The sequence below is a fragment of the Actinomadura sp. WMMB 499 genome (assembly GCF_008824145.1).
Lineage (GTDB): Bacteria > Actinomycetota > Actinomycetes > Streptosporangiales > Streptosporangiaceae > Spirillospora.
In genome coordinates this window covers 4772447-4793755 of sequence record NZ_CP044407.1, presented here as the reverse complement: position 1 = coordinate 4793755, position 21309 = coordinate 4772447, and the positions used below count along the sequence as shown (strand labels likewise).

19 protein-coding genes, 1 tRNA gene and 1 other RNA gene are annotated in these 21309 nt (G+C 73.1%); 8 read left to right on the top strand and 13 right to left on the bottom strand.

What is annotated here, in order from left to right:
• From F7P10_RS21210 to F7P10_RS43410, 3 genes are all read left to right on the top strand, one after another.
• Complete coding sequence (locus F7P10_RS21210; protein ID WP_254715934.1) at positions 1-741, top strand: MerR family transcriptional regulator; 741 nt, start codon at positions 1-3, stop codon at positions 739-741.
• A 29-nt stretch (positions 742-770) separates the two neighbouring features.
• Positions 771-2573, top strand: a complete 1803-nt coding sequence (locus F7P10_RS21205) for a prolyl oligopeptidase family serine peptidase (protein ID WP_151011501.1) — start codon at positions 771-773, stop codon at positions 2571-2573.
• A gap of 201 nt (positions 2574-2774) precedes the next feature.
• Positions 2775-4040 (top strand): hypothetical protein, encoded by a 1266-nt coding sequence (locus F7P10_RS43410; RefSeq protein WP_218040095.1) that lies wholly within the window; start codon positions 2775-2777, stop codon positions 4038-4040.
• A gap of 3 nt (positions 4041-4043) precedes the next feature.
• On the opposite strand, the gene F7P10_RS21195 is transcribed toward F7P10_RS43410, so the two are convergent.
• The 3 genes from F7P10_RS21195 to F7P10_RS21185 form a co-directional block, all read right to left on the bottom strand.
• A complete protein-coding gene (locus F7P10_RS21195; RefSeq protein WP_151011498.1) occupies positions 4044-4712 on the bottom strand; it encodes a TetR/AcrR family transcriptional regulator in 669 nt (222 codons plus the stop codon).
• 92 nt (positions 4713-4804) lie between these two features.
• The gene (locus F7P10_RS21190; RefSeq protein WP_151011496.1) at positions 4805-5866 is read right to left on the bottom strand and encodes an aspartate-semialdehyde dehydrogenase; all 1062 of its coding nucleotides are present in this window, start codon (positions 5864-5866) and stop codon (positions 4805-4807) included.
• Positions 5867-5967: 101 nt separating this feature from the next.
• Positions 5968-6357 carry a nuclear transport factor 2 family protein gene (locus F7P10_RS21185; protein WP_151011493.1) on the bottom strand — a complete coding sequence of 130 codons (390 nt, stop codon included), beginning with the start codon at positions 6355-6357 and terminating at the stop codon, positions 5968-5970.
• Positions 6358-6438: 81 nt separating this feature from the next.
• On the opposite strand from F7P10_RS21185, the gene F7P10_RS21180 reads away from it, so the two are divergent.
• A complete protein-coding gene (locus tag F7P10_RS21180) occupies positions 6439-7245 on the top strand; it encodes a helix-turn-helix domain-containing protein (protein ID WP_368077418.1) in 807 nt (268 codons plus the stop codon).
• 21 nt (positions 7246-7266) lie between these two features.
• Here the strand turns inward: F7P10_RS21180 and F7P10_RS21175 are convergent, their stop codons facing one another.
• The 5 genes from F7P10_RS21175 to ffs form a co-directional block, all read right to left on the bottom strand.
• Complete coding sequence (locus F7P10_RS21175) at positions 7267-7815, bottom strand: DUF5063 domain-containing protein (protein WP_151011490.1); 549 nt, start codon at positions 7813-7815, stop codon at positions 7267-7269.
• Positions 7808-8407: a recombination mediator RecR gene (gene recR, locus F7P10_RS21170; protein WP_075899115.1), complete on the bottom strand. Its 600-nt coding sequence runs from the start codon at positions 8405-8407 to the stop codon at positions 7808-7810. Before recR ends, F7P10_RS21175 begins: the two co-directional genes overlap by 8 nt.
• A 76-nt stretch (positions 8408-8483) precedes the next feature.
• Positions 8484-8927, bottom strand: a complete 444-nt coding sequence (locus F7P10_RS21165; RefSeq protein WP_151011487.1) for a YbaB/EbfC family nucleoid-associated protein — start codon at positions 8925-8927, stop codon at positions 8484-8486.
• Positions 8928-9060: 133 nt separating this feature from the next.
• A complete protein-coding gene (locus tag F7P10_RS21160) occupies positions 9061-11283 on the bottom strand; it encodes a DNA polymerase III subunit gamma and tau (RefSeq protein WP_151011484.1) in 2223 nt (740 codons plus the stop codon).
• Positions 11284-11320: 37 nt separating this feature from the next.
• An RNA gene (gene ffs / locus F7P10_RS21155) (signal recognition particle sRNA small type) lies at positions 11321-11416 on the bottom strand.
• Positions 11417-11474: 58 nt separating this feature from the next.
• Here ffs and F7P10_RS21150 point away from each other — a divergent pair.
• From F7P10_RS21150 to F7P10_RS45105, 4 genes are all read left to right on the top strand, one after another.
• Positions 11475-11831, top strand: a complete 357-nt coding sequence (locus tag F7P10_RS21150; protein WP_151011481.1) for a DUF952 domain-containing protein — start codon at positions 11475-11477, stop codon at positions 11829-11831.
• A 10-nt stretch (positions 11832-11841) separates the two neighbouring features.
• Positions 11842-11926: transfer RNA gene (locus tag F7P10_RS21145), tRNA-Ser, on the top strand.
• Between the two features lie 278 nt (positions 11927-12204).
• Positions 12205-13878 carry a serine/threonine-protein kinase gene (locus F7P10_RS21140; RefSeq protein ID WP_151011478.1) on the top strand — a complete coding sequence of 558 codons (1674 nt, stop codon included), beginning with the start codon at positions 12205-12207 and terminating at the stop codon, positions 13876-13878.
• Positions 13875-15575, top strand: coding sequence for a serine/threonine-protein kinase (locus F7P10_RS45105; RefSeq protein WP_151011475.1), 1701 nt, complete (start codon positions 13875-13877; stop codon positions 15573-15575). The genes F7P10_RS21140 and F7P10_RS45105 overlap by 4 nt, the downstream gene beginning before the upstream one ends.
• A gap of 126 nt (positions 15576-15701) precedes the next feature.
• Here the strand turns inward: F7P10_RS45105 and F7P10_RS21130 are convergent, their stop codons facing one another.
• From F7P10_RS21130 to F7P10_RS21110, 5 genes are all read right to left on the bottom strand, one after another.
• Positions 15702-16772 (bottom strand): hypothetical protein, encoded by a 1071-nt coding sequence (locus F7P10_RS21130; protein ID WP_151011472.1) that lies wholly within the window; start codon positions 16770-16772, stop codon positions 15702-15704.
• A complete protein-coding gene (locus tag F7P10_RS21125; RefSeq protein ID WP_151011469.1) occupies positions 16772-18055 on the bottom strand; it encodes a Gfo/Idh/MocA family protein in 1284 nt (427 codons plus the stop codon). The genes F7P10_RS21130 and F7P10_RS21125 overlap by 1 nt, the downstream gene beginning before the upstream one ends.
• A gap of 92 nt (positions 18056-18147) precedes the next feature.
• The gene (locus tag F7P10_RS21120; protein WP_151011466.1) at positions 18148-19410 is read right to left on the bottom strand and encodes an ABC transporter substrate-binding protein; all 1263 of its coding nucleotides are present in this window, start codon (positions 19408-19410) and stop codon (positions 18148-18150) included.
• 47 nt (positions 19411-19457) lie between these two features.
• Positions 19458-20318 carry a carbohydrate ABC transporter permease gene (locus F7P10_RS21115; protein WP_151011463.1) on the bottom strand — a complete coding sequence of 287 codons (861 nt, stop codon included), beginning with the start codon at positions 20316-20318 and terminating at the stop codon, positions 19458-19460.
• Positions 20302-21291, bottom strand: coding sequence for a carbohydrate ABC transporter permease (locus F7P10_RS21110; RefSeq protein ID WP_151011460.1), 990 nt, complete (start codon positions 21289-21291; stop codon positions 20302-20304). The genes F7P10_RS21115 and F7P10_RS21110 overlap by 17 nt, the downstream gene beginning before the upstream one ends.
• Positions 21292-21309 lie beyond the last annotated feature (18 nt).

The following is a 21309-nucleotide window of genomic DNA, read 5'->3' as shown; positions in this document are numbered from 1 at the left end:
GTGAGCGATGAGTCCGTGACGGAGCCGAGCGTACGGGAATACCGGATCGGGGAGCTCGCGGAAGCCGCGGGTGTGCCGGTGCGGACACTCCGCTACTACCAGGAGCGCAGGTTGCTGCCGCCCCCGCGCCGCGAGGGCCGCATCGGGCTGTACTCGGACGAGCATCTCGCGCGGCTGCGCATGATCGCCAACCTGCTGGAGCGCGGGCACACCCTGGAGGGCATCCGGGAGCTGCTGGCGGCGTGGGAGCAGGGCCGCGACATCGGCACCGTGCTCGGCGTGGAGAAGGCCGTCACGACGCCGTGGTCCACCGAGGTGCCGGTGACCATGACGATGGACGAACTGGCCGCGCTGTTCCCCGGCGAGGTCGGGGCCGAGTCGGTGCGGCGGGCCCTGGACCTGGGGCTCATCGAGATCGACGGCGACCGCGTGACGCACTGGAGCCGCCGGCAGCTCGACGCCACGGTGGCGCTCGTCCGGGCCGGTGTGCCGCTGGACGCGGTGCTGTCGGCCGGGCGCGAACTGCAGCAGAGCATGGACGGCCTCGCGGCGATGTTCGTCGAGCTCATCGCGACGCACGTCGTGGGACGGCTGGAGGAGCAGGACCTCGGGGAGCTGACGGACACGCTGGCGCGGCTGCGGCCGGGCGCGCAGGTGACCGTGGAGGCGGGGTTCGCGGCGGCGATGGACCGCCAGGTGCGGGCGGCGATCGACCGGCTGCTGGGCCCGCTCGCCCCCTGAGCCCGCGCCCCGGCGGCCATACTGGGGGCATGGTCGACGAAGAGCGCTGGAAGGCGCGGTTCCGCGCCGCCCGGATCAGCCTGCCCCGATGGGCGCGTGACGCGCCCGACCGCAGCGTCTACCGGTCGAACGTGACCGGCACGTGGGAGATCTACACGTGGGACCGGGCGTCCGGCGCGCGGCGCCAGGTGACCGACCGGCCGAACGGGACGTGGATGGGCGGCGTGGACCCGTCCGGTACGTGGGTGTGGTGGTTCGCCGACACGGACGGCGACGAGTTCGGCGTGTGGAAGCGCGTCCGGTTCGACGCGGGCGAGGACGCGGACGAGGACGGGGGCGGGGGTGCCGGGAGCGTCCCGGCGGTTCCCGGGCTGGAGCCGTCGTACCCGTCCGGGCTGAGCCTGGGCGCGAGCGGGCTCGCGGTCGTCGGCCGCACGACGGAGGCGGGCAACACGATCCACCTGTGCCGTCCGGGCGCGGAGCCCGAGGTGCTGTACCACCACGCGGAGGACGCGCACGTCGCGGCGCTGTCGCGGGACGAGACGCTGATCGCGATCGGGCACAGCGAGCACGGCGACAGCCGGCACATGGCGCTGCGCGTCGTCCGTCCGGACGGGTCGGCGGTCGCGGACCTGTGGGACGGGCCGGGCAAGGGCGTCTACGGCGCCGGGTTCGCGCCGGTCGCGGGGGACGCGCGGCTGCTGGTGAACCACGAGCGGCGGGGCCGCGACGAGACGCTGATCTGGGACCCGGTCGCGGGCACCGAGCGGGAGATCGTCCTGGACCTGCCGGGCGAGGTCGGCGCGGACTGGTACCCGGACGGGACGGCGCTGCTGGTCTCCCACTCGCACGAGGCGCGCGACGAGCTGTACCGCTACGACCTGGGCACGGACGAGCTGACGCGGATCGACACGCCGCGCGGCGTGATCGGCGGCGCGGACGTCCGGCCGGACGGGACGGTCGAGTTCTCGTGGTCGTCGGCCGCGGAGCCGCCGGTGATCCGGTCGACGTCCGGGGCGGTGGTGCTGACGCCGCCCGGACCGGCCGCGCCGCCGTCGGTACCGGTCGAGGACGCGTGGGTGGACGGTCCGGGCGGGCGGATCCACGCGCTGGTCAGCAAGCCGGACGACGGCTCGGCGGGCCCGTACCCGACGGTGTTCGACGTCCACGGGGGACCGACCGCGCAGGACGACGACTCGTTCGTCGCGTCCGCCGCGGCGTGGGTCGACCACGGGTTCGCGGTCGTCCGGGTGAACTACCGGGGTTCGACGGGGTACGGCTCGGAGTGGCGCGACGCGATCGAGGGACGCGTCGGGCTCACCGAACTCGAGGACATCAAGGCCGTCCGCGACTGGGCGGTGTCGTCGGGCCTCGCCGATCCGGAGCGGCTCGTCCTGACCGGCGGGTCGTGGGGCGGGTTCCTCACGCTGCTCGGCATCGGCACGCAGCCGGACGACTGGAGCGTCGGCGTCGCGGCCGTGCCGGTCGCCGACTACGTGTCGGCGTACGAGGACGAGATGGAGGGGCTCCAGGCGTTCGACCGGTCGCTGTTCGGCGGGTCGCCCGCGGAGGTCCCGGACCGGTACCGGGAGTCGTCCCCGATCACGTACGTGGAGCGGGTGAAGGCGCCGGTACTGATCCTGGCCGGGGAGAACGACCCGCGCTGCCCGATCCGGCAGATCGACAACTATCTCGGACGGCTCGGCGAGCTGGGCCGGCCGCACGAGGTGTACCGGTACGACGCCGGGCACGGCTCGCTGGTCGTCGAGGAACGGATCACCCAGATGGCGGCCGAAATCGACTTCGCCCGGAAACATCTCGGTATGTCGTGATCTCTCGCGGGGATGTGCGGATCATCCGTACGTCCCCGCGTTTACAAGATCAGATGGTGGGGCATCCCTCCGTCGGCCGCTAGCGAGCAACAGCCGGTTCGTGTCCGTGCGCGCATGCGCGCGCGCCGCGACCGGCGGCCCCCGGCGCCACCGCCCGATGCGGCGGCGCAGCGCTCTGACATCGCTGATCGGGGGGATCGCATGGCACGGCTGCCGCACGACCACCACCACCCTGCCCACCTGCCCGGCCGAACGGAACGGGCGGGACGGGCGTCGGTCCGCGCCGCCGCGCGGCGCACGTTCGGCCGGTTCGGTCTCGACCGGACGGACGGTCCGCAGGACGCGGCCGTCCCCGGCGCGGATGCCCGCGGGGCCGGCCTCCGCGCCGCTCTCACCACCCGCGCCGCCCGTTCGACTCGCGAGGGGGACGTCCGTGTCGCCGGCACGTCCGGCACCGGTTCTCGCCCGGCCCCGGAGGGGGCCGCGGGCGCGCGGGAGGCGGGCGCGTGTGCCGTTCCCGGGGCCGACGATCCCTTCGCCGACGTCCCCGGTGCCGGCATGGCCGGGGTTCGCTACGGGCACGGCGACCGGCGAAAACCGGGGCGCGGCGCCCTGCGGCGGCCCGCGCCGCGGCTGGTGGTGCTGGCCGCGGGCACGATGCTCGCGGCGACGGCGATCATCGTGACGACGTCCACGGCCGCGGCCGCGGCCGGCGCCGGCGCCCCGGCACCGGCCCCCGGCGGGCCTCCGGTGCCGTCGAACGACCCGCCGCTGCCCATGGGGCGCCCGGCGATGCCCGTCTTCCCGACGTCCGGCGCCTCGACGCCGCCCGCGTCCTTGCAGGCACCCGGGAAGGACGATGCGGCGGCGAAGAACGGGGCGGCCGCGAGGGACGAACCCGTCTCGCAGACCGCGGGGATCGCGGAAGCGGGGGCCCACGAGGCGCCGTCCGTCCTCGAGCCCGCGGCCGGATCCGGGAAGGCCGAACAGCCGCGCGCCTCGAGCGAGGACGCCGGACCGTCCCGCGGCGACGCGTCCGGTTCCGGTAAGGCGGACCTGCCGCGGTTGCCGAAGGCGATGCGGCTCGAGCACGAGTTCGTCACGAACGTCCTGCGCTCGCGGGACATCGAGTGGCGGTCCACCGGGAACTGCTCCGACCGCGAGAAGCCCACGTGCACGTCGTTCAGCGGGCTTCGCTGGACGACGCTCGAGGGGCTGCTGCGGTTCGCGGACGAGAGCGGCTGCCGGATCGTCGTCACCGGCGGGACCGAGCGCGGGCACGCACCCGGCCCGCACAGCCACTACAACGGCTACAAGATCGACATCGCGCCGAACCGGTGCGTCGACGGCGAGATCGAGGGCTACGACCGCGAGGGCGTCCGCGGCGACGGAGCGAAGCTGTACCGGTCACCCCAAGGCGGGCTCTACGCCCGCGAAAGCGACCACTGGGACATCACCTACACGTGACGGTCAGGCGCGAACATCGCGGATGATGTCCACGAGCTCCCTCGTGACCGACTTGAACCCGGGGATCCGGGACATCGCGACCATCCGGTTCACCAGCGGGACGGTCCGGTCGACGAGCAGGTACGTCTTCCGGCAGCCCGGCGAGCTGTCGTGCACCCAGTAGAGGACGATGCCCATCGAGTACAGCCAGAGCAGTTCGGGCAGTTCCTTGCGGAACTCCTTGTCGATCTTGAGGTCGGAGCCGTCCACGACCTCGTGGTAGATCGCGACCGCCGAGTCGCGCGCGGGCCCCGACTCCGCGCTGAACGGGTTCAGCGGACTCGTCGGCTCGGCGGCGAACTTGAAGAACTTCCCGGCGAACTGGTGGTACGGGACCATCGTGTCGACCCGGGCCTTCAGCACGCCGAGCAGCCGCGCCGCGAACTCCGTCTCCGCCTCCAGGACGGCCCGGCAGGCGGCGACGTGCTCGTCCTGCAGCTCGTCGTAGTAGGCCTGGATCAGCTCCTCCTTGGAGCCGAAGTAGTAGTAGGCGTTGCCGACCGAGACGCCCGCCTCCTTGGCGATCGCGCGCATCGTCGTCGCCTCGTACCCGAGCTCCCGGAAGAGCCGCAGCGCCGTCTGGACGATCAGGGCCCGGGTCTGCTCGGACTTCACCGCCTTCGTCTCGGTCACGCCTGCCACCCTACGGCCCGGAACGCCGCGCGGTCAGGCGGCGACCGTCCGGACGCGCCGGTGCCCGCGCGGCGCGCCCGGCCGCCGCCGGCTCAGGCGCCCAGTTCGGCCGCGATGAGCTCGCCGATCTGGACGGTGTTCAGCGCCGAGCCCACCCGCAGGTTGTCGCCGCTGAGGAACAGGTCGAGGGCGTGCGGATCGTCCGGGGAGACCCGGACGCGGCCCGCCCAGACGGGGTCGGTGCCGATGACGTCCGACGGGGTCGGGAACTCGAGCGCCTCCGGGTCGTCGGCCAGGACCACGCCGGGCGAACGGGCCAGCACGTCCTGCGCCTCCCGGCGGTCGACCGGCCGCTCGAACACCGCGTGGACCGCCGCCGAATGCCCGGTCACGACCGGCACCCGCACGCCCGTCGCCGACACCTTCAGCCCCGGAAGGCCCAGCACCTTGCGCGTCTCCACCCGGACGCCCAGCTCCCGCGTCGTCCAGCCGCCCTCGGCCGGCCCGCCCGTCCACGGCACGACGTTCATGGCCAGCGGCACCGGGAACGGCCCGGGATCGCCCACGACGCCGCGCACGTCCCCCGCGCGGTTGCCGAGCGCGCGGTCGCCGCCGACCTTCTCCAGCTGCGCGTGCAGGGTGTCGACGCCGTCCCGTCCCTCACCGGACGCCGCCTCGTACGACGCGACGACCACCTCGCGCAGCCCGTACGTCCGGTGCAGGGCCCCCAGCGCCACGATGACCGCCATGGTCGCGCCGCCCGGCCCCGCGACGACGCCGCGCGGACGCTCCCGCACCGCCTCCGGGTTCACCTCGGGCACGACGAGCGGCACGTCGCGCCGCATCCGGAACGCCCCGGACCCGTCCACGACCGCCGCCCCGCGCTCCGCCGCGACCGGCGCCCACCGCGCGGCGACGGCGTCCGGGACGGCGAACATCGCGATGTCCACGCCGTCGAACGCCCCCGGCGCCGGGGCCGCGACCTCGACGTCCGTCCCGCGCACGGCGATCGTCCGCCCGGCCGACCGCGGCGACGCGAGCAGCCGGACGTCCCCGTAGACGTCCCGGCGGGTCGACAGCAGTTCGAGGATCGCCGACCCGACCGCGCCCGTGGCGCCGACGACCGCCAGAGCGGGCGCCCACCTGGAGGCCATGCCCGACTCACCCTTCGCCGTTGAAGTCCGTCCCCCGGACAACTCCCACGGCCCGCCCCCGGTTCCCTGGTGGACGGGCCCGCGACCGGCGGCGGACGGTGTCAGGGGGCGGCGGGCTCCCACCACGTTAGGTTCTCGGCGGCCCGGTCCACCGGCTCGATGATCTCCCACCCTTCGGCGATCAGCCCGGCGTCGATCCGCCAGATGTCGACGACCGCGATCTCCGGGCCGCCGCCGGGGAGCCGGCGCCGCGAGTGCATCACGACGTTGTCGCCGTCGGCCAGCAGGTGATCGATCTCCACCTGCATGCCCGCGAGCGGCCCCAGCGCCGCGCGAACGTTGGCGAGCCATTCGGTCTTGGTCGACGTCGTGGCGTCCGGCCGGTGATGGACGAAGCCGTCGCTCAGGAACCGTCCGAGTGCGTCCACGTCGCCCGTCCCGACCACTTCGGCGAGCGCCCGTTTCACGATGGTCTTGTTCTCTTCGCTCATGGGCGCAGTGTTTCCGTGAGCCGCGGAGATTGTCGATGACATCGCATTTCATGGCGTCCGGCGCCACGATGAGTACCCTCGATGATCGTGCACACGGTCGGGGAGCTCCTGCGGGAATGGCGGCACCGCCGCCGGCTCAGCCAGCTCGACCTCGCGATCGCCGCCGATGTCTCGGCCCGCCACGTCAGCCTGGTCGAGACCGGCAAGTCCAACCCGAGCGCCGACATGATCCTCCGGCTCGCGGCGGAGCTCGGCGTGCCGTTGCGCGACCGCAACCGGCTGCTGCTCGCCGCCGGATTCGCGCCCCGCTATACCGAGCGTCCGCTCGACGACGACGCGCTGTCGGCGGCCCGTGACGCCGTCGGCAGGGTGCTCCGCGCGCACGAACCGTTCCCGGCACTCGCGTTCGATCGCCGGTGGAACATTCGGATGACCAATCGTGCCGTCGAGCCGTTCTTCGCACACGTGGATCCCGAACTGCTGCGGCCGCCGGTCAACCTGGTCCGGCTGGGGCTGGACCCGCGCGGGCTCGCCGGGATCGTCGTCAACAGGGCGGACGTGCGCGCGGTGTTCCGCTCGCGGATCGGGCGCCAGCTCGCCGCCGCCCCCGATCCCGAGCTGACCGCGCTGTACGACGAACTCCTGGCGCGCGAGGACGCCGAGGACGCGACGCCGGGCCGGACGATCGACGCCGACGTCGTGATCCCGATGATCGTCCGCATCGACGGCAGGGAACTGCGGATGTTCTCGACCATCACGACGTTCGGCACTCCGATGGACATCACGCTGGACGAGGTCTCGATCGAGACCTACTACCCGGCGGACGCCGAGACCGCCGCCTACTTCACGAGCCCCGGCGGTCCCGGCGAGCGGCGGTCGCACGGTTGACCCGTGGTCGGCGGGGGCGCTTCAACCGGCGGTGGCGACCTCTTCGGCGACGTTGAGGCGGACGTTCGCGACGACGGCGTGCAGGGCGCGCAGCGCGGCGCCCGCGTGGTTGCCCCAGTGGTTGAAGTACGAGTACTGCCACCACCAGAGGGCCTCGAGCGGACGGTCCCGCTGGTAGTGGCGCAGGCCGTGGACGAGGTCGCTGGCGACGTCCACGAGGTCGTCGGAGAGCCGGTACGCGGTGGACTCGGTGTCCTTGTAGGGGTCGAACACCTCGGCGTACTCGTCGACGGAGACGAGGCGTTCGGCGAGGCCCGTCCGGACGGCGTCCAGGTCGGGGTCGTCGCCCATCTCGGGCTCCCAGTTGTCCGGCAGGATCACGTCGGCGCTGGCGCCGAGCTGGGCGCCAGCCAGGATGATCTGCGACACCTCCAGCAGCAGCAGCGACACCGTCTGGGTGCCTCCGTCACCGCGGGCGACGGCCTCCAGTCCGTTGAGGTAGTTCTCCACGTGCCGGGCGATCCGCTCGGCGAGGGTCGTCCACTCCTGCGGGCTGTTGGTGTCAGACATCGAGCAGCCTCCGTCCTTCGAATGCGCGGCCGAGCGTGACCTCGTCGGCGTACTCCAGATCGCCCCCCACCGGCAGGCCGCTGGCCAGTCGGGTGACTTTCAGGCCCATGGACTTGACGAGCCGCGCGAGGTAGGTCGCGGTCGCCTCACCCTCCAGGTTCGGGTCGGTGGCGATGATCAGCTCGGTGACGGTACCGTCCGCGAGCCGCTGCATCAGTTCGCGGATCCGCAGGTCGTCCGGGCCGACGCCCTCGATCGGGCTGATCGCGCCGCCGAGGACGTGGTAGGTACCGCGGAACTCCCGGGTCTTCTCGATGGCGACGACGTCCTTGGACTCCTCGACCACGCAGATGACGTGCGGGTCCCGCCGCGCGTCACGGCAGATCCGGCATTCCTCTTCTTCCGCGACGTTCCCGCAGGTCTTGCAGAAGCGGACCTTGTCCTTGACTTCCTTGAGCGCCTTGCCGAGGCGCTCCACGTCGGCCGGGTCGGCCGCCAGGAGGTGGAAGGCGATCCGCTGCGCGCTCTTGGGGCCGACGCCGGGCAGCCTGCCCAGTTCGTCGATGAGGTTCTGAACGACCCCTTCGTACAACGGACCTTTCCTTCCGCTCGGGTTCTGGTGGGCGCCCGCCGCCGCTACGGCGGCGGGATGTCAGGGCTCGGGCGTGTCAGGGGTTGGAGGTGCCGCCTCCGCCGCCGAGGCCGGGGAAGCCGCCGGGCAGGCCGCCGCCCCCGCCCTCGCCGCCGCCGAGACCGGGCATGCCAGGCATGCCGGGCATGCCGCCTCCGCCGCCGAGTCCCTGCGCGAGCGGCCCCATCTTCTCCTGCTGCAGCTCGCGGGCCTCCCGGCCGGCGTCGCGGATCGCGGCGAGCACCAGGTCGGCGATCGTCTCCGCGGTGTCGGCCGGGTCGTCGGGGTCGACGGCCTTCGGGTCGATCGACAGGCCGGTGATCTCCCCCGCGCCGTTGACGGTCGCGGTGACCAGCCCGCCGCCGGCGGTGCCCTTGACCTCGGCCTCCGACAGCTCGCGCTGCGCCGTGAAGAGCTGTTCCTGCATGGCCTGCGCCTGCTGGAGCAGCTCCTGGATGTTCAACTGACCACCGGGTTCCACGGTGCACTCCCTCTTCCGGCCCTGGTGAGGGCCTTCTCTCTGGTGACCCGCCGACCACCGGACGTCCGTCCCCCGAGACTACGGGTTCGCGGCGCGCGGGGGTAAGTGCGGAGGGCGCTGTGCCGACTGCTGTTCAGGAGTTGTCGATCTCCTTGATGACCTGCCCGCCGAGCTCGCGCTGGATGAGCGCCATCCCGGTCATCTCCGCCTCGAGCCCGTCCGCGTCGGCGTCGCCTTCCGGGTCCACCTCGTCGCTCTCGTCCATCGGGGCGGGTTCGGGCGGCGGCGGGGGCTCGTCCGGCGGCGGTGGGGGCGGTCCCGGGTCCCGGTCCCGGTCCCGGACGGGCGCCTGGCCGGGTCCCTGGGCGGGTCCGGGGGCGGATCCGTGGGTGGGCGGATCGGGGGCGGGCCGGGGCGGCGCCGGGGCCGGCGTCGGCGTCGGCGCCTGGCCGTGCCCGTGGGTGGGCTGGCGCGGCGCGGGCGTCGGGGAGGGGGCCGTGGGGGCTGCCGCGGGGGCCATTGCCGGCGGGCCGCCGAAGCCTCCGGCCGGACGTCCGCCGCCCGCGGGGGGACCCGACGCGCCGACGACGGTCTCGATCCGCCAGTCGACGCCCATCCGTTCCTTGAAGACCTCGCGGATGACGACGTCGCGGCCGCCGTTGACGAAGCCGAGGCGCCGTCCGTCGGCGTCGAAGCCCAGGGTGAGGACCTTGCCGTCGAGCGCGACCGGCTGGACCCCGGACATGATCACCATCCAGGTGGCGCGGCTCTTCTGCTTCACGGCCTCGACGACGTCGGGCCAGTAGCGCTGGACGGTCGCGATGTCCGGCCCGCCCGGCGACGCGGGGGCGGGGGCCGCCTCCGGCTGGGGCGCGGGTGCCGGGGCTGCGGGGGCGGGCGCGGGCACGGGGGTCGGGGCTGGGGCGGGGGCCTGGGCGGGGGCCGGAGTCGGTTGATTCGGGGGCTGAGCTGCGGGTCCGTGGCCGTGGCTCGCGTTCGGTCCGCGATCCGCAGGTGGGGGGTTATCCACAGAACGAGGTTCGGCGGGCGCGGGGGTGGTGGGGTGTTCGACACTGGAAGTGGGGTCGCCCCCCTGGGCGGGCGGGGGTTGATGTGACCCCGACTGCGCGACCACACCCCCCGGCCCGGCCATCCCGGCGAACCCCCCGAAGCCCCCCTGGGGTCCCTGGGGTCCCTGGGATGCCTGCCGCTCCAGACGGTCGAGGCGGGCGAACATCGACGCCTCGTCCTCGTACGCCGCCGGCAGCAGGATCCGCGCGGCGATCAGCTCGAGCAGCAGCCGCGGGGACGTGGCGCCGCGCATCTCCGTCAGTCCGGTGTGCAGCAGGTCGGCGGCGCGCGTCAGCTCTCCCGGACCGAGCGAGGACGCCTGCCGCCGCATCTGGTCGAGTTCGTCCGGCGGCGCGTTCAGCAGTCCGGACCCGGCCGCCTCCGGGACGTTCGACAGGATCACCAGGTCGCGGAGCCGTTCGAGCAGGTCGGCGGCGAACCGGCGGGGGTCCTGGCCGCTCTCGATCACCCGGTCGATCGCGGCGAACACGGCGGCGCCGTCCCGGGCCGCGAAGGCGCCGATGACCTCGTCGAGCAGCGTCGAGTCGGTGTAGCCGAGCAGCGAGACGGCCCGCGCGTAGGTGATGCCGTTCTCGTCCGACCCCGCCAGCAGCTGGTCGAGGATGGACAGGGTGTCGCGCGCGGATCCGGCGCCCGCCCGCACGGCGAGGGGCAGGGCGGACGCCTCGTACGGGACGCTCTCCGACTCCAGGATCTCCTCGACGAGCTCGGTGAGGGTGCCCGGCGGGATCAGCCGGAACGGGTAGTGGTGCGTCCGGGACCGGATCGTCCCGATGACCTTCTCCGGCTCGGTGGTCGCGAACACGAACTTCAGGTGCGGCGGCGGTTCCTCGACGAGCTTCAGCAGCGCGTTGAAGCCCTCCCGCGTCACCATGTGCGCCTCGTCGATGATGTACACCTTGAAGCGCGCGGAGACGGGCGCGAAGAAGGCGCGTTCGCGCAGGTCGCGGGCGTCGTCGACACCGCCGTGCGAGGCGGCGTCGATCTCGATCACGTCGATGTGCCCGGTGCCGGTCGGGCCGAGCGCGACGCACGAGTCGCATTTGCCGCACGGGTCGGGGGTGGGGCCGTTCTCGCAGTTCAGGGAGCGGGCCAGGATGCGGGCGCTGGACGTCTTCCCGCAGCCGCGCGGGCCGCTGAACAGGTACGCGTGGTTGATCCTGCCGTTGCGCAGCGCCTGCTGCAGCGGTTCGGCGACGTGCTCCTGCCCCTTGAGCTCGGCGAACGTCGCAGGCCGGTACTTGCGGTACAGAGCCAGACTCATCGGAGGTCCGCCCTCCTCAAGAGCAGAGCGTCAGAAGCGAAAGGACCCCCCGCACACCCGCCAGAGCCTGCTTATCCTTGCTGCCTTCCGGCCCTGGGGAGGTTCACAGGGTGACGCCGTGCGAGGGGTCTGCCTCGAGTCTATGGCATCCGACCACGGGGTTGGCACCGTTCCGCCGTAGTCTCCGTCGCATGGCCGACTCCGATACCGCTCCAGCGCAGCGCACGCTCCTGCACATCGCCGAACGACGCCATTGGGAAGCGGCGCGGGACGCGGGTGTGTCGTACACCATGTCGACCCTCGGCCGGACGCTCGACGACGAGGGCTTCGTGCACTGTTCGTCCGGCATGGACCAGGTGCGCGGCGTCCTGGACCGCTTCTACACCGGCGTCGACCGCGCGGGCCTGGTCCTTCTGGTGATCGACGCGTCGCGCCTGGACGCGCCCGTCCGCGACGAGCCCGCGGGGGACGAGCTGTTCCCGCACGTGTACGGCCCGATCCCGGTCGGTGCGGTAATCGATGCGCGACCACTGTCCGACAACCTGTAGGCTGTCCGGCGGAGGATTCGCCTAGTGGCCTAGGGCGCACGCTTGGAAAGCGTGTTGGGGGCAACCCCTCGCGAGTTCGAATCTCGCATCCTCCGCTCGCCTCACGAGGCGCACGACGTCGAGGGCGGTACCCATCCGGGTGCCGCCCTCACCGCGTTCCGGGCCCGCGCCGCGGATCGCGCGGTACCGAAGACGACCGAACGAACGCCTGCGTGCACCCGACGCCCGGTCGGTCCGGTCCGGTCCGGTCCGCCAGGGTCGAGGGCGTGAAGTTCCCGTGAATCTTGGCGGCAAGCCTTCCCATGCCACCCGCACGGCATCCTAAAAGACACTTACGTCTATATGGTGGCCTCAGTCGTCTTGAGGGGGCGTGTTGGAGGCTCTGGGACCGTCCGATCCGCACGAGATCGGGCCGTACCGCGCTGTGGCGCTGCTCGGGCAGGGCGGCATGGGCCGGGTGTTCCTGTGCGCGGGGCCGGACGGACGGCTGGTCGCCGTCAAGCGGATCCACGAGGAACTCGCCGAGGACGGCGGGGTCCGCGCGCGTTTCCGGCGGGAGGTGGAGGCGTCCCGGAAGGTGTCGGGCGTCCGCACCGTGCCGGTGGTGGACGCCGACGCGGACGCGCCGCTGCCGTGGCTGGCGTCCGCGTTCGTCGCGGCGCCGTCGCTCGCCGAGGTGCTGGCGTCCGCCGGGCCGCTGCCCGAGGAGCCGGTGCGGCGGCTGGCGGCCGGGCTGGCGCAGGCCCTCGTCGACGTGCATCGGGCGGGCCTCGTGCACCGGGACCTCAAGCCCTCGAACGTGCTGCTGGCCGAGGACGGTCCGCGCGTCATCGACTTCGGGATCGCGCGCCTCCTCGAGGACGACGGCCGGACCGAGCTGACCGGCACCGGCATGCTGATCGGGTCGCCCGTCTCCATGTCGCCGGAGCAGGCGCTCGGCCGGGAGCCGACGGCCGCGTCCGACGTGTTCTCCCTCGGCGCGACGCTGGTGGCGGCGTGCACCGGACATCCGCCGTTCGCCGGACGGTCGATGCCCGACGTCCTCTACAAGATCGTGCACGCCGACCCCGACCTGAGCACCGTCCCGCCGGGTCTGCGCGTGCTCGTGGACCCGTGCCTGGCCAAGGAACCGGAGGCGCGGCCGGCCCCGGCGGAGTTGCTGGAGCGCGTCGGACCGGTGGAGCCGGCCGTCCGGCCGTGGCCGCTCGAGGTGCGCCGGCTCATCGCCGACCGGCAGGCCCAGGTCGCCCACCACGTCGGCGCCGCGCGCGCCCGTCCCCGGAACCCGGCGCCCGCCGCGCCGAACGTCCCGCACGCGGCGAACCCGCCCGCGGCGGCCGTCCCGCTGCGGCGGCCCCCGCGACGCGGGCCGCTGCCGGCCGGGCTCGCTCTGGCCGCCACGGTCCTGCTCGCCGGCACCGCGCTGGGCCTGAACCTCCTGCTGGACGGCGGGGACGGCGGCGCGGCCGCCGCCACGGGCCCGCCGTCCGCCGCGCCGTCCGCCGCGCCGTCCGCCGCGCCCGTCACCAGGGGGCCGACTCCCACACCGGGGGGCACCCCGCTGGCACAGGTGAAGGACAAGTACACGGCGAAGACGCCGGCGTGCAAGAAGGCCGGCGAGACGGTGGAGGTCCCGGACGGCTTCCAGCCCCCCACGGGGCACGGGCCCTACAAGGAAGAACTCCTCGGGACGACCAGCACCCAGTCCCTCTGCGTGTGGCGGACCCGGTCGGGGGACGAGTTGAACGTCATCTGGGACGTCTACCGCACCGGGCACGGCCCCGGGACGGGCGCCGAGCTGGCGAAGCACAGTTTCGAGCAGTCCTACTGGCCCCAGGACACCAGGCGGGACCTCCGTCTCGGGTATGCGGAAGAGGGCCTGTGGAAATCGAAGCCGGACCTCAGCGGAAACTGCATCCTGTGGGCGCGGGACGTCAACCTCGTCGTGTTCGTCCAGCTCAGCGGGCCCGCGTATCCGCCCGGTGAGTGCGAGCCCGCCACCAAGGCGGTCGGCGAGGCGGCGGTGGCCGCGGTGGCTGGCCGGTGAGGCCGCTGGACGCGGCGGCGCGCCGCGAGATCGGACCGTACCGGGCGGTCGCGGAGCTCGGCCGGGGCGGCATGGGCCGGGTGCTGCTCGCCACGTCGCCCGACGGGCGCCTGGTCGCCGTCAAGCAGGTGCACGCGCGGCTCGCTGCCGACGAGGGGTTCCGCGAGCGGTTCCGGCGGGAGGTGGCGGCCTCCCGGAAGGTGTCGGGGGCGTTCACGGCGGCCGTCGTGGACGCCGACACGGGCGCGGTCACGCCATGGTTCGCGTCGGCGTTCGTCCCGGGACCGTCGCTGGGCGCCGCGGTCGAGGCGGCCGGGCCGCTGCCCGCGGAGGCGGTGCGCCGCCTGGCGGCGGGCCTGGCGACGGCGCTGCTGGAGATCCACCGGGCGGGCCTGATCCACCGGGACCTCAAGCCCGCGAACGTGCTGCTGGCCGAGGACGGCCCGCGCGTCATCGACTTCGGGATCGCGCGGGCCGCCGACGGCGGCGACGCGACCGAGCTGACGCACACCGGCCTGGTCGTCGGGTCTCCGGGTTTCATGTCGCCGGAGCAGGCCGACGGGCGGGAGCTGACCCCGGCCAGTGACGTGTTCGCGCTCGGGACCGTCCTGGCCGCGGCCCTGACCGGCCGGAGCCCGTTCTCCGGGACCTCGGTCCCGCAGACGCTGTTCAACGTCGTGCACGCCGAGCCGGACCTGAGCGCCCTCCCGCCGGGCCTGCGCGCGATCGTGGAGCCGTGCCTGGCGAAGGACCCCGAGGCACGGCCGGCTCCCGCGCGGCTGCTGGAGCTCGTCGGCGAGGTCCCGCCCGCGCACCGGGCGTGGCCGCCCCCCGTGCACGCACTGATCGCCGCGCAGCACGCCGAGATCGACCGGCTGCTCGGCGACCCCGACCGCACGATCGTGGAGGGTCCGGCCTCCCGGCCCGCCGCGCGGCGGGCCCCCGCGTTCCTCCCTCCGGCGACCCGGCTGGCGCCCACGCTCGTCCTGCGCCGGTTCGAGCGCCGCCGTCCCGTCCTGATCGGCGGGGTGGCGGCGGCCGTCCTGCTCGTGGCGGCCGTGGTGGGCGGCGGCGCGTACGCCCTGTGGCCGGACGCCGGCGCCGCCGCGGGCGAAGGACCGGCCGCCGCCGTCCCGGGAGCGGAAACGGGCACGGGAGCGGGGCCGGGCGACGGTTCGGCCGCCGGAACGGCGGCCACCGGGACGCCCGGGGCCGCGGGCGCGGTCGCGCCCTCCGCCGCCGGTCCGGCCGACCGGTACCTCACGATGCCGGTCTGCTCGGAGGCCGCCTCCGCGCTGCCGCTGCCCGCCCGGAACCCGGAGAACGACAGGTACACCGACGCCACCAGCCAGGCGTGGACGGGGTGCGGCTGGGGATCCCCGGACGCCCCCACCGCGTGGGTCCGGTGGGAACTGAAACGGAGCGACGGACCGAACGCGACGGCGCTGCAGAAGAAGCAGTTCGCCGAGCGCGCGGTCGGCAAGACACCGGCGGACGGTCTCGGGGCCGGTGACGCCGCGTTCTGGGACTTCGCTCCCGAGCCCACAGCGGTTGGCACCTGGATTTGCGAGCTGTCCGTCCTGGACGGCAACCTCACGGTGAAGGTGAGCCTCGGCGGGAACCGGACCGGGGCGGACTGCCGCGCGGAGGCCCCGCGGATCGCCAGGGCGATGATCGCGGCGATGCCGCCGCGCTGACGGTTCGCCGCTCCCGCGCCCCCGCCGCGGCGCCCCACCCGGACGGCTCGCGGACGCGTTCCGGGCACCTCGATCGCGACGCGCCGCCTCGATCGCGGCCGGACGCCTCGATCGCTGCGGGACGCGTCAGTCGTGACGTGCCGCGAGGGTGTCCGCGAGCCAGGTGAACGCCGCGTCCTGCATGGGGCGGTCGAAGCGGTGGGGGGCGTCGAAGAAGGTGCCGGTGTAGCGGCCGGGCGCGTCCCGGTACGCCTCGGTGATGTCGCGGTGGGCCCGCCGCATGCCCTGGAGGGGGAAGAGCGGGTCGGCGGTGCCGTAGAGGACGAGCAGGGGAGCCGGGGCGCGGGCGGCGACGACGCCGGGCCAGTCGGCGAGGCGGGTCAGGCCGGGCGGGAACAGCGCCCAGGAGTGGGCGGCCACGTGCTCCTCGCGGAGGTCCCGGAAGGAGGTGACCATCGCGGCGACCGCGACGGCGGCGATGTCCGCGTCGAGCGCGCCCAGGAGGGCGGCGCGCGCCCCGCCGCCCGACAGGCCGAGCGTGCCGACGGAGGCGATGTCGGCGCGGGACCGCAGGTAGGCCGCGGCCGCGAGGTCCTCGGCGGCGAGGACGCCGGCGAACGAGGTGCCCAGCAGCGTGCACGCCTTCGCCAGCACGTGCTCGTGGTCGCGGGCGGCGCGGTCGTAGCGGTCGGCCTCGCTCGGGCCGGGCTCGGGACCGGGATCGGGGGCGGGGTCCAGGGGGAAGCGGCGGGAGCCCCAGGCGAAGACGTCGTGGGCGAGCACGGCGAAGCCGCGCCGGGCCAGCTCGTTCGCGTAGGCGAGGCCGTCGTAGAGGCGGGCGCGCAGCCGGACGACCTCGGGTGCGGGCGGCTCCGGGCCGTCGGCGATCTTGTCCTTGCCCGCCCACTTCATGCCAGCGTGGCAGTGCATCGCGACGACGCCTGGCAGCGGCCCGGCGGCGTCGCGGGGGCGGAGCAGGAACGCGCGGGTGCGGGGGCCGAAGCCGACCGTCCACGACAGTTCCTCCCCCGCGAGCCCGCCGGCCGTCCAGCGGCGCTCGACCCGGACGCCGGCGGGCCGCAGGTCCAGGACGCCCAGCGCGTCGCGGAGCCGTTCGGGCAGGTCGGGGCCCGGCGGCGGGAAGAGTCCCCGGGACCGGGCGGCGATCTCCGCCAGGTCCGGGAACGCGTCGAGCATCAGCTCGCCTGCCGGGTGCCGTCGGCCGTGAGGGCGACGGGAAGTCCGGTCGCGGCGGACCGGTCGGCCGACACGCCGACCATCACGCTCGCGACGCCCGCACGGTACCCGGCCTGCCGGGCGAGCGGGTCGTCCGACGGGCCCCGGAACACGTCGTCGAGGAGCAGGACGTCGCCGCCGCCGTGCGCGCCCGCGCCGCCGCCGATGGCGATCTCTTCCGGTTCCCGCCAGTGCCGGTGCAGGACGAGCCGTTCGGACGCGCCCGCGGCGTGCTCCTTCCCGGACGCGGTCGGGTCGATCGCGGCGTGCGGCGGCGTCCACGCGCGCTCGACGACGTCGAGTTCCAGCCGTCCCGCGGTGCCGTCGACGACGACCCGGTACCCCTCGGCGGGGGCGTGGGCGTTGAGGGAGTAGGTGAGCAGCGCGCCGCGCTCGTAGCGGACGAGGACCGACATGTTGTCGTCGATGGTGACGCCGTCGCCGAACACGTCCTGGTCGCGGATGTAGCCGTCCTCGTGCTCGGCGTCCAGGTAGAGGCGGCTGAGCCGGGGGTCGGCGGACAGGTCGAGCAGGAAGGGGTCCGTGCCGAGCCCCGGCGCGTGCCGCGCCCGGCCGGGCCGGTCGGCGAGCCCGCGGGCGCGGGCGTTGGCGGCGCCGTAGAAGCGCAGGGACGTCTGGGCGTAGACGGACGCGGCGGCGTCGTCGAGCCACCAGTTCACCAGGTCGAAGTGGTGGGTGGCCTTGTGCACCAGCAGGCCGCCCGAGTTGGCCTTGTCCCGGTGCCAGCGGCGGAAGTAGTCGGCGCCGTGGATGGTGTCGAGCGCCCACCCGAAATGCACGGAGGTGATCTCGCCGATCGCGCCGTCCGCGAGCAGCCGGCGGACGGCGCTGTTGCGCGGCGAGTACCGGTAGTTGAAGGTGACGACGAGCCTGCCGGTGCTGCGCTCGGCCGCCGCGGCGATCGCCGCGCAGTCCGCGGCGGTGGTGCACAGCGGCTTCTCGACGACGACGTCCTTGCCCGCGTCCAGCGCCGCGATCACGTAGCGGGCGTGGACGGCGTCGACGGCGGTGACCACGACGGCGTCGGCGAGGTCGAGCAGTTCGCCGAACTCCTCCGGCGCGAAGCACGGCACGTCGCGGCCGATCCGGTCGAGGTAGTAGCGCAGGCGCGTCCGGTTGGTGTCGCAGAGCGCGACGATCTCGCCGGTGTCGCTCCAGTCGCCGAGCAGCGCGTCGACGTACATCTGCGCCCGGTGGCCGAGCCCGACGAAGGCGTATCGCATGGGTGCGGGGTCTCCAGGGAGGTGGGGGCCCGCGCGGCCCGGCCGGTCGGCGGCCGGGTCGCGCGGGCTGGTCAGGCGGGCTGGTCGGGCGGTTACTGGGACAGCGCGTTGTTGGCCTCGTCGAGGAACGTCTGGGCGGCCTCGTCCGGCGACGCCTCGCCGAACAGCGCCGAGTCGGTGGCGCGCTCGAGGATGTCGGTGACGTCGGTCGCGCCCTTCGGCGGGACCACGATGGGGCTGAGGTCGTTCTTGATCTCGTCCATGAAGGCCAGCACCTTCTGGTCGGCCGGGCTCAGCTTGCCCTTGATCGCGGTGATGACCTCGTCGTTGGTGGGCAGCCCGCGGTCGCTCAGCACGATCGCGCCGGCGTCCGGGTCGTTGACCATGAACTCGACGAACTTGCGTGCGGCGGCGGCCTCCTCGGACCGGGACGAGACCGTGTAGTACATCGCCGGCTGCAGGAACATTCCCGAGGCGGTGGCGCCCGGAGCCTTCGGCATGCGCAGCAGCTCCAGCTCCTGGCCGGAGTTCTCGGCCAGGACCTGGAGCTGGTTGCTCCACCAGCTGCCGAACGCGCTCTTGTTCGTGCCGACCAGCGACCGGTCGACCTCGTCGCCGGTCTCCTCCATCTCGGCGGCGCCCGGACCGGCCTCGGTGTCGATGAGCCGCTTCAGCAGCGCCCACCAGTCCTTGACGGTCTGCGCGGAGACGCCGATCTTGCCGTCCCGGTAGAACGGCTCACCGCGCTGGGCGGCGAAGATCTGCAGGAACGCCGGGTTCTTGTTCCACTCGGTGCCGTGGACCTCGCCACCGCTCTCCTGGGTGACCTGCTGCGAGATCGAGACGTAGTCGTCCCAGGTCCAGGCCGTGTCGTCGGGGACCTCCTGGCCGTACTTCTCCAGGGTCGCCGGGTTGGCGATCATGGGGAAGGCGTTGACGCCCGTGGGGATCGCGTACTGCTTGCCGTCGATCTGCCCGGCCTTGAGGACGTCCTGGTCGAGCTTGCCGGTCTCGACCTGCCCGTTCAGCTCGGCGAGGACGCCGCGTTCCGCGTACTCGCCGAGGCCCCGGATCTCGATCGTCATGACGTCCGGGGCGTCCCCGGCCGCGGTCTTGGTGGCCAGCTTCTCGTAGTAGCTACTCCAGTCGGAGAAGTCGCCCTCGACAGTGATGTCGGGGTTCTTCTCCTCGAACTTGGCGATGGCCGACTCCGTCAGCTTCTGCCGGGAGTCGCTGCCCCAGTAGGAGAAGACGATCTCCGTCTTGCCGCCGGAATCGCCGTCACCGCCTCCGCATGCGGTGAGCGACACCGCGAGCAGTGTCATGGCGGCGGCCGCCGTGGTGCGTTTCATCATGCTGTACCTCCGGGAGGACAGGGGGGTGGGGCGGACGGGCGGGCGTCCTATTTGAAACCGGTGGTCGCCATACCTCGGACCAGGTATTTCTGACCGGCCAGGAAGAACCCGAAGATCGGGCCGAGCGAGATGATCGACATCGCGAACATCGGTCCCCACGAGGAGTCGCCGCTCGCGTCCATGAACTGGCGCAGGGCGACCGGGGCCGTGAGGCTGTCGGAGTCGGTCAGGTAGAGGTTCTGGGTGAAGAAGTCGTTCCACGTCCAGATGAAGGTGAAGATGGCCGTGGTGGCGAGCGCCGGGACGCACAGCGGCATCACCACCCGGGTGAACGTGCGCCAGTGGCCCGCGCCGTCGATCGCGGCCGCCTCGTCCAGCTCCCGGGGCAGGGTGCGGATGAACTGCACCATCAGGAAGATGAAGAACGCGTCGGTGGCCAGGAACTTGGGCACGACGATCGGCCAGATCGTGTTGATCCAGCCGATCTCGCTGAACGCGATGTACTGCGGCACGACCGTCACGTGGTGCGGCAGCATGATCGTGCCGAGCATGAGCGCGAACCAGAGCTTCTTGAGCGGGAAGTCCAGCCGGGCGAACGCGTAGGCGGCGAGCGAGCAGGCGAACAGGTTCCCGACGACGGCCAGCGCGGTGATGACCGCCGAGTTCCACAGGTAGTAGCCGAAGGAGTGCTTGAGCGCGTCCCAGCCGCCGGCGTAGTTCTCGCCCGTCACCTCCGAGGGGACCAGTCCCGGCTCCCGGAAGATCAGCTCCTCGGGCTTGATCGAGCTGGAGACCATCCAGAGCAGCGGGTAGAGCATGAACAACCCGAACGCGATCAGCAGCACGTGCCTGACCAGTCGCGGGGCGGGCCGGAACAGGATCGGCACTCGCTTACTTTTCGTCGCCATAGAAGACCCAGAATCGAGACATGAGGAAGTTGACGGCGGTCAGGGCAGCGATGATGAGCAGGAGCACCCACGCCATGGCGGCGGCGTATCCCATCTCGTAGTTCTTGAAGCCCTTGAGGTAGAGGTAGAGCGTGTAGAAGAGGGTCGAGTCGACCGGTCCGCCGGTGCCGCCGCTGACGACGAACGCCTGCGTGAACGACTGGAACGTCTTGATCAGCTCCAGTACGGCGTTGAAGAAGATGATCGGGGTGAGCAGCGGCAGCGTGATCGAGCGGAACTGCCGCAGCTTGCCGGCGCCGTCGACCCGCGCCGCCTCGTACAGGCTCTGCGGGATCTGCCGGAGCCCCGCCAGGAAGATGACCATCGGGGCGCCGAACGTCCAGACGTGCAGCAGGATCAGCGTCCACAGCGCCGTGTCGGGGCTGGTGACCCAGCCCTGGCCCTCGATGCCGAACCAGCCCAGGAACGTGTTGACGATCCCGTCGACGCCGAAGATCTTCTTCCACAGGATCGAGATCGCCACGCTGCCCCCGAGAAGTGAGGGCAGGTAGAAGACCGACCGGTAGAACGGCAGCCCGCGCAGGCCCTTGTCCAGCGCCATCGCGAGCCCGAGGGCGAAGACGAGCTGGAGCGGGACGGACACGGCGACGTAGATGGTCGTGACCTTGAGCGAGTTCATGAACCGGTCGTCGGCCGTGAACATCTCTTCATAGTTGTCCAGGCCGACCCAGCCGGCCTCGGTCAGCAGGCTGTAGTCGGTGAACGACAGGTACAGCGACGCGATCATCGGGCCGAGCGTGACGGCGAACAGGCCGACGAACCAGGGGGCCAGGAACAGGTAGCCGGCCCACGCCTGCGATCGGGCACGCGAGCTCTTGCGGCGCCGGCGGCGCGGGCCCGCGCCCGCGGCGGACGCGGGCGCGGGCTCGGTCGTCCCCGCCGCCGAACCGACCGCGGTGGAACTGGGCGTCATCACTGCCCCTTCGATGAG

Bases quoted from the DNA above. Each gene is read 5' to 3' on its own strand.
- F7P10_RS21205 (WP_151011501.1), top strand. From the start codon at position 771: ATGGTCGACGAAGAGCGCTGGAAGGCGCGGTTCCGCGCCGCCCGGATC.
- F7P10_RS43410 (WP_218040095.1), top strand. From the start codon at position 2,775: ATGGCACGGCTGCCGCACGACCACCACCACCCTGCCCACCTGCCCGGC.
- F7P10_RS21190 (WP_151011496.1), bottom strand. From the start codon at position 5,866: ATGGCCTCCAGGTGGGCGCCCGCTCTGGCGGTCGTCGGCGCCACGGGC.
- F7P10_RS21185 (WP_151011493.1), bottom strand. From the start codon at position 6,357: ATGAGCGAAGAGAACAAGACCATCGTGAAACGGGCGCTCGCCGAAGTG.
- F7P10_RS21180 (WP_368077418.1), top strand. From the start codon at position 6,439: ATGATCGTGCACACGGTCGGGGAGCTCCTGCGGGAATGGCGGCACCGC.
- F7P10_RS21175 (WP_151011490.1), bottom strand. From the start codon at position 7,815: ATGTCTGACACCAACAGCCCGCAGGAGTGGACGACCCTCGCCGAGCGG.
- F7P10_RS21160 (WP_151011484.1), bottom strand. From the start codon at position 11,283: ATGAGTCTGGCTCTGTACCGCAAGTACCGGCCTGCGACGTTCGCCGAG.
- F7P10_RS21150 (WP_151011481.1), top strand. From the start codon at position 11,475: ATGGCCGACTCCGATACCGCTCCAGCGCAGCGCACGCTCCTGCACATC.
- F7P10_RS21130 (WP_151011472.1), bottom strand. From the start codon at position 16,772: ATGCTCGACGCGTTCCCGGACCTGGCGGAGATCGCCGCCCGGTCCCGG.
- F7P10_RS21125 (WP_151011469.1), bottom strand. From the start codon at position 18,055: ATGCGATACGCCTTCGTCGGGCTCGGCCACCGGGCGCAGATGTACGTC.
- F7P10_RS21120 (WP_151011466.1), bottom strand. From the start codon at position 19,410: ATGATGAAACGCACCACGGCGGCCGCCGCCATGACACTGCTCGCGGTG.
- F7P10_RS21115 (WP_151011463.1), bottom strand. From the start codon at position 20,318: ATGGCGACGAAAAGTAAGCGAGTGCCGATCCTGTTCCGGCCCGCCCCG.
- F7P10_RS21110 (WP_151011460.1), bottom strand. From the start codon at position 21,291: ATGACGCCCAGTTCCACCGCGGTCGGTTCGGCGGCGGGGACGACCGAG.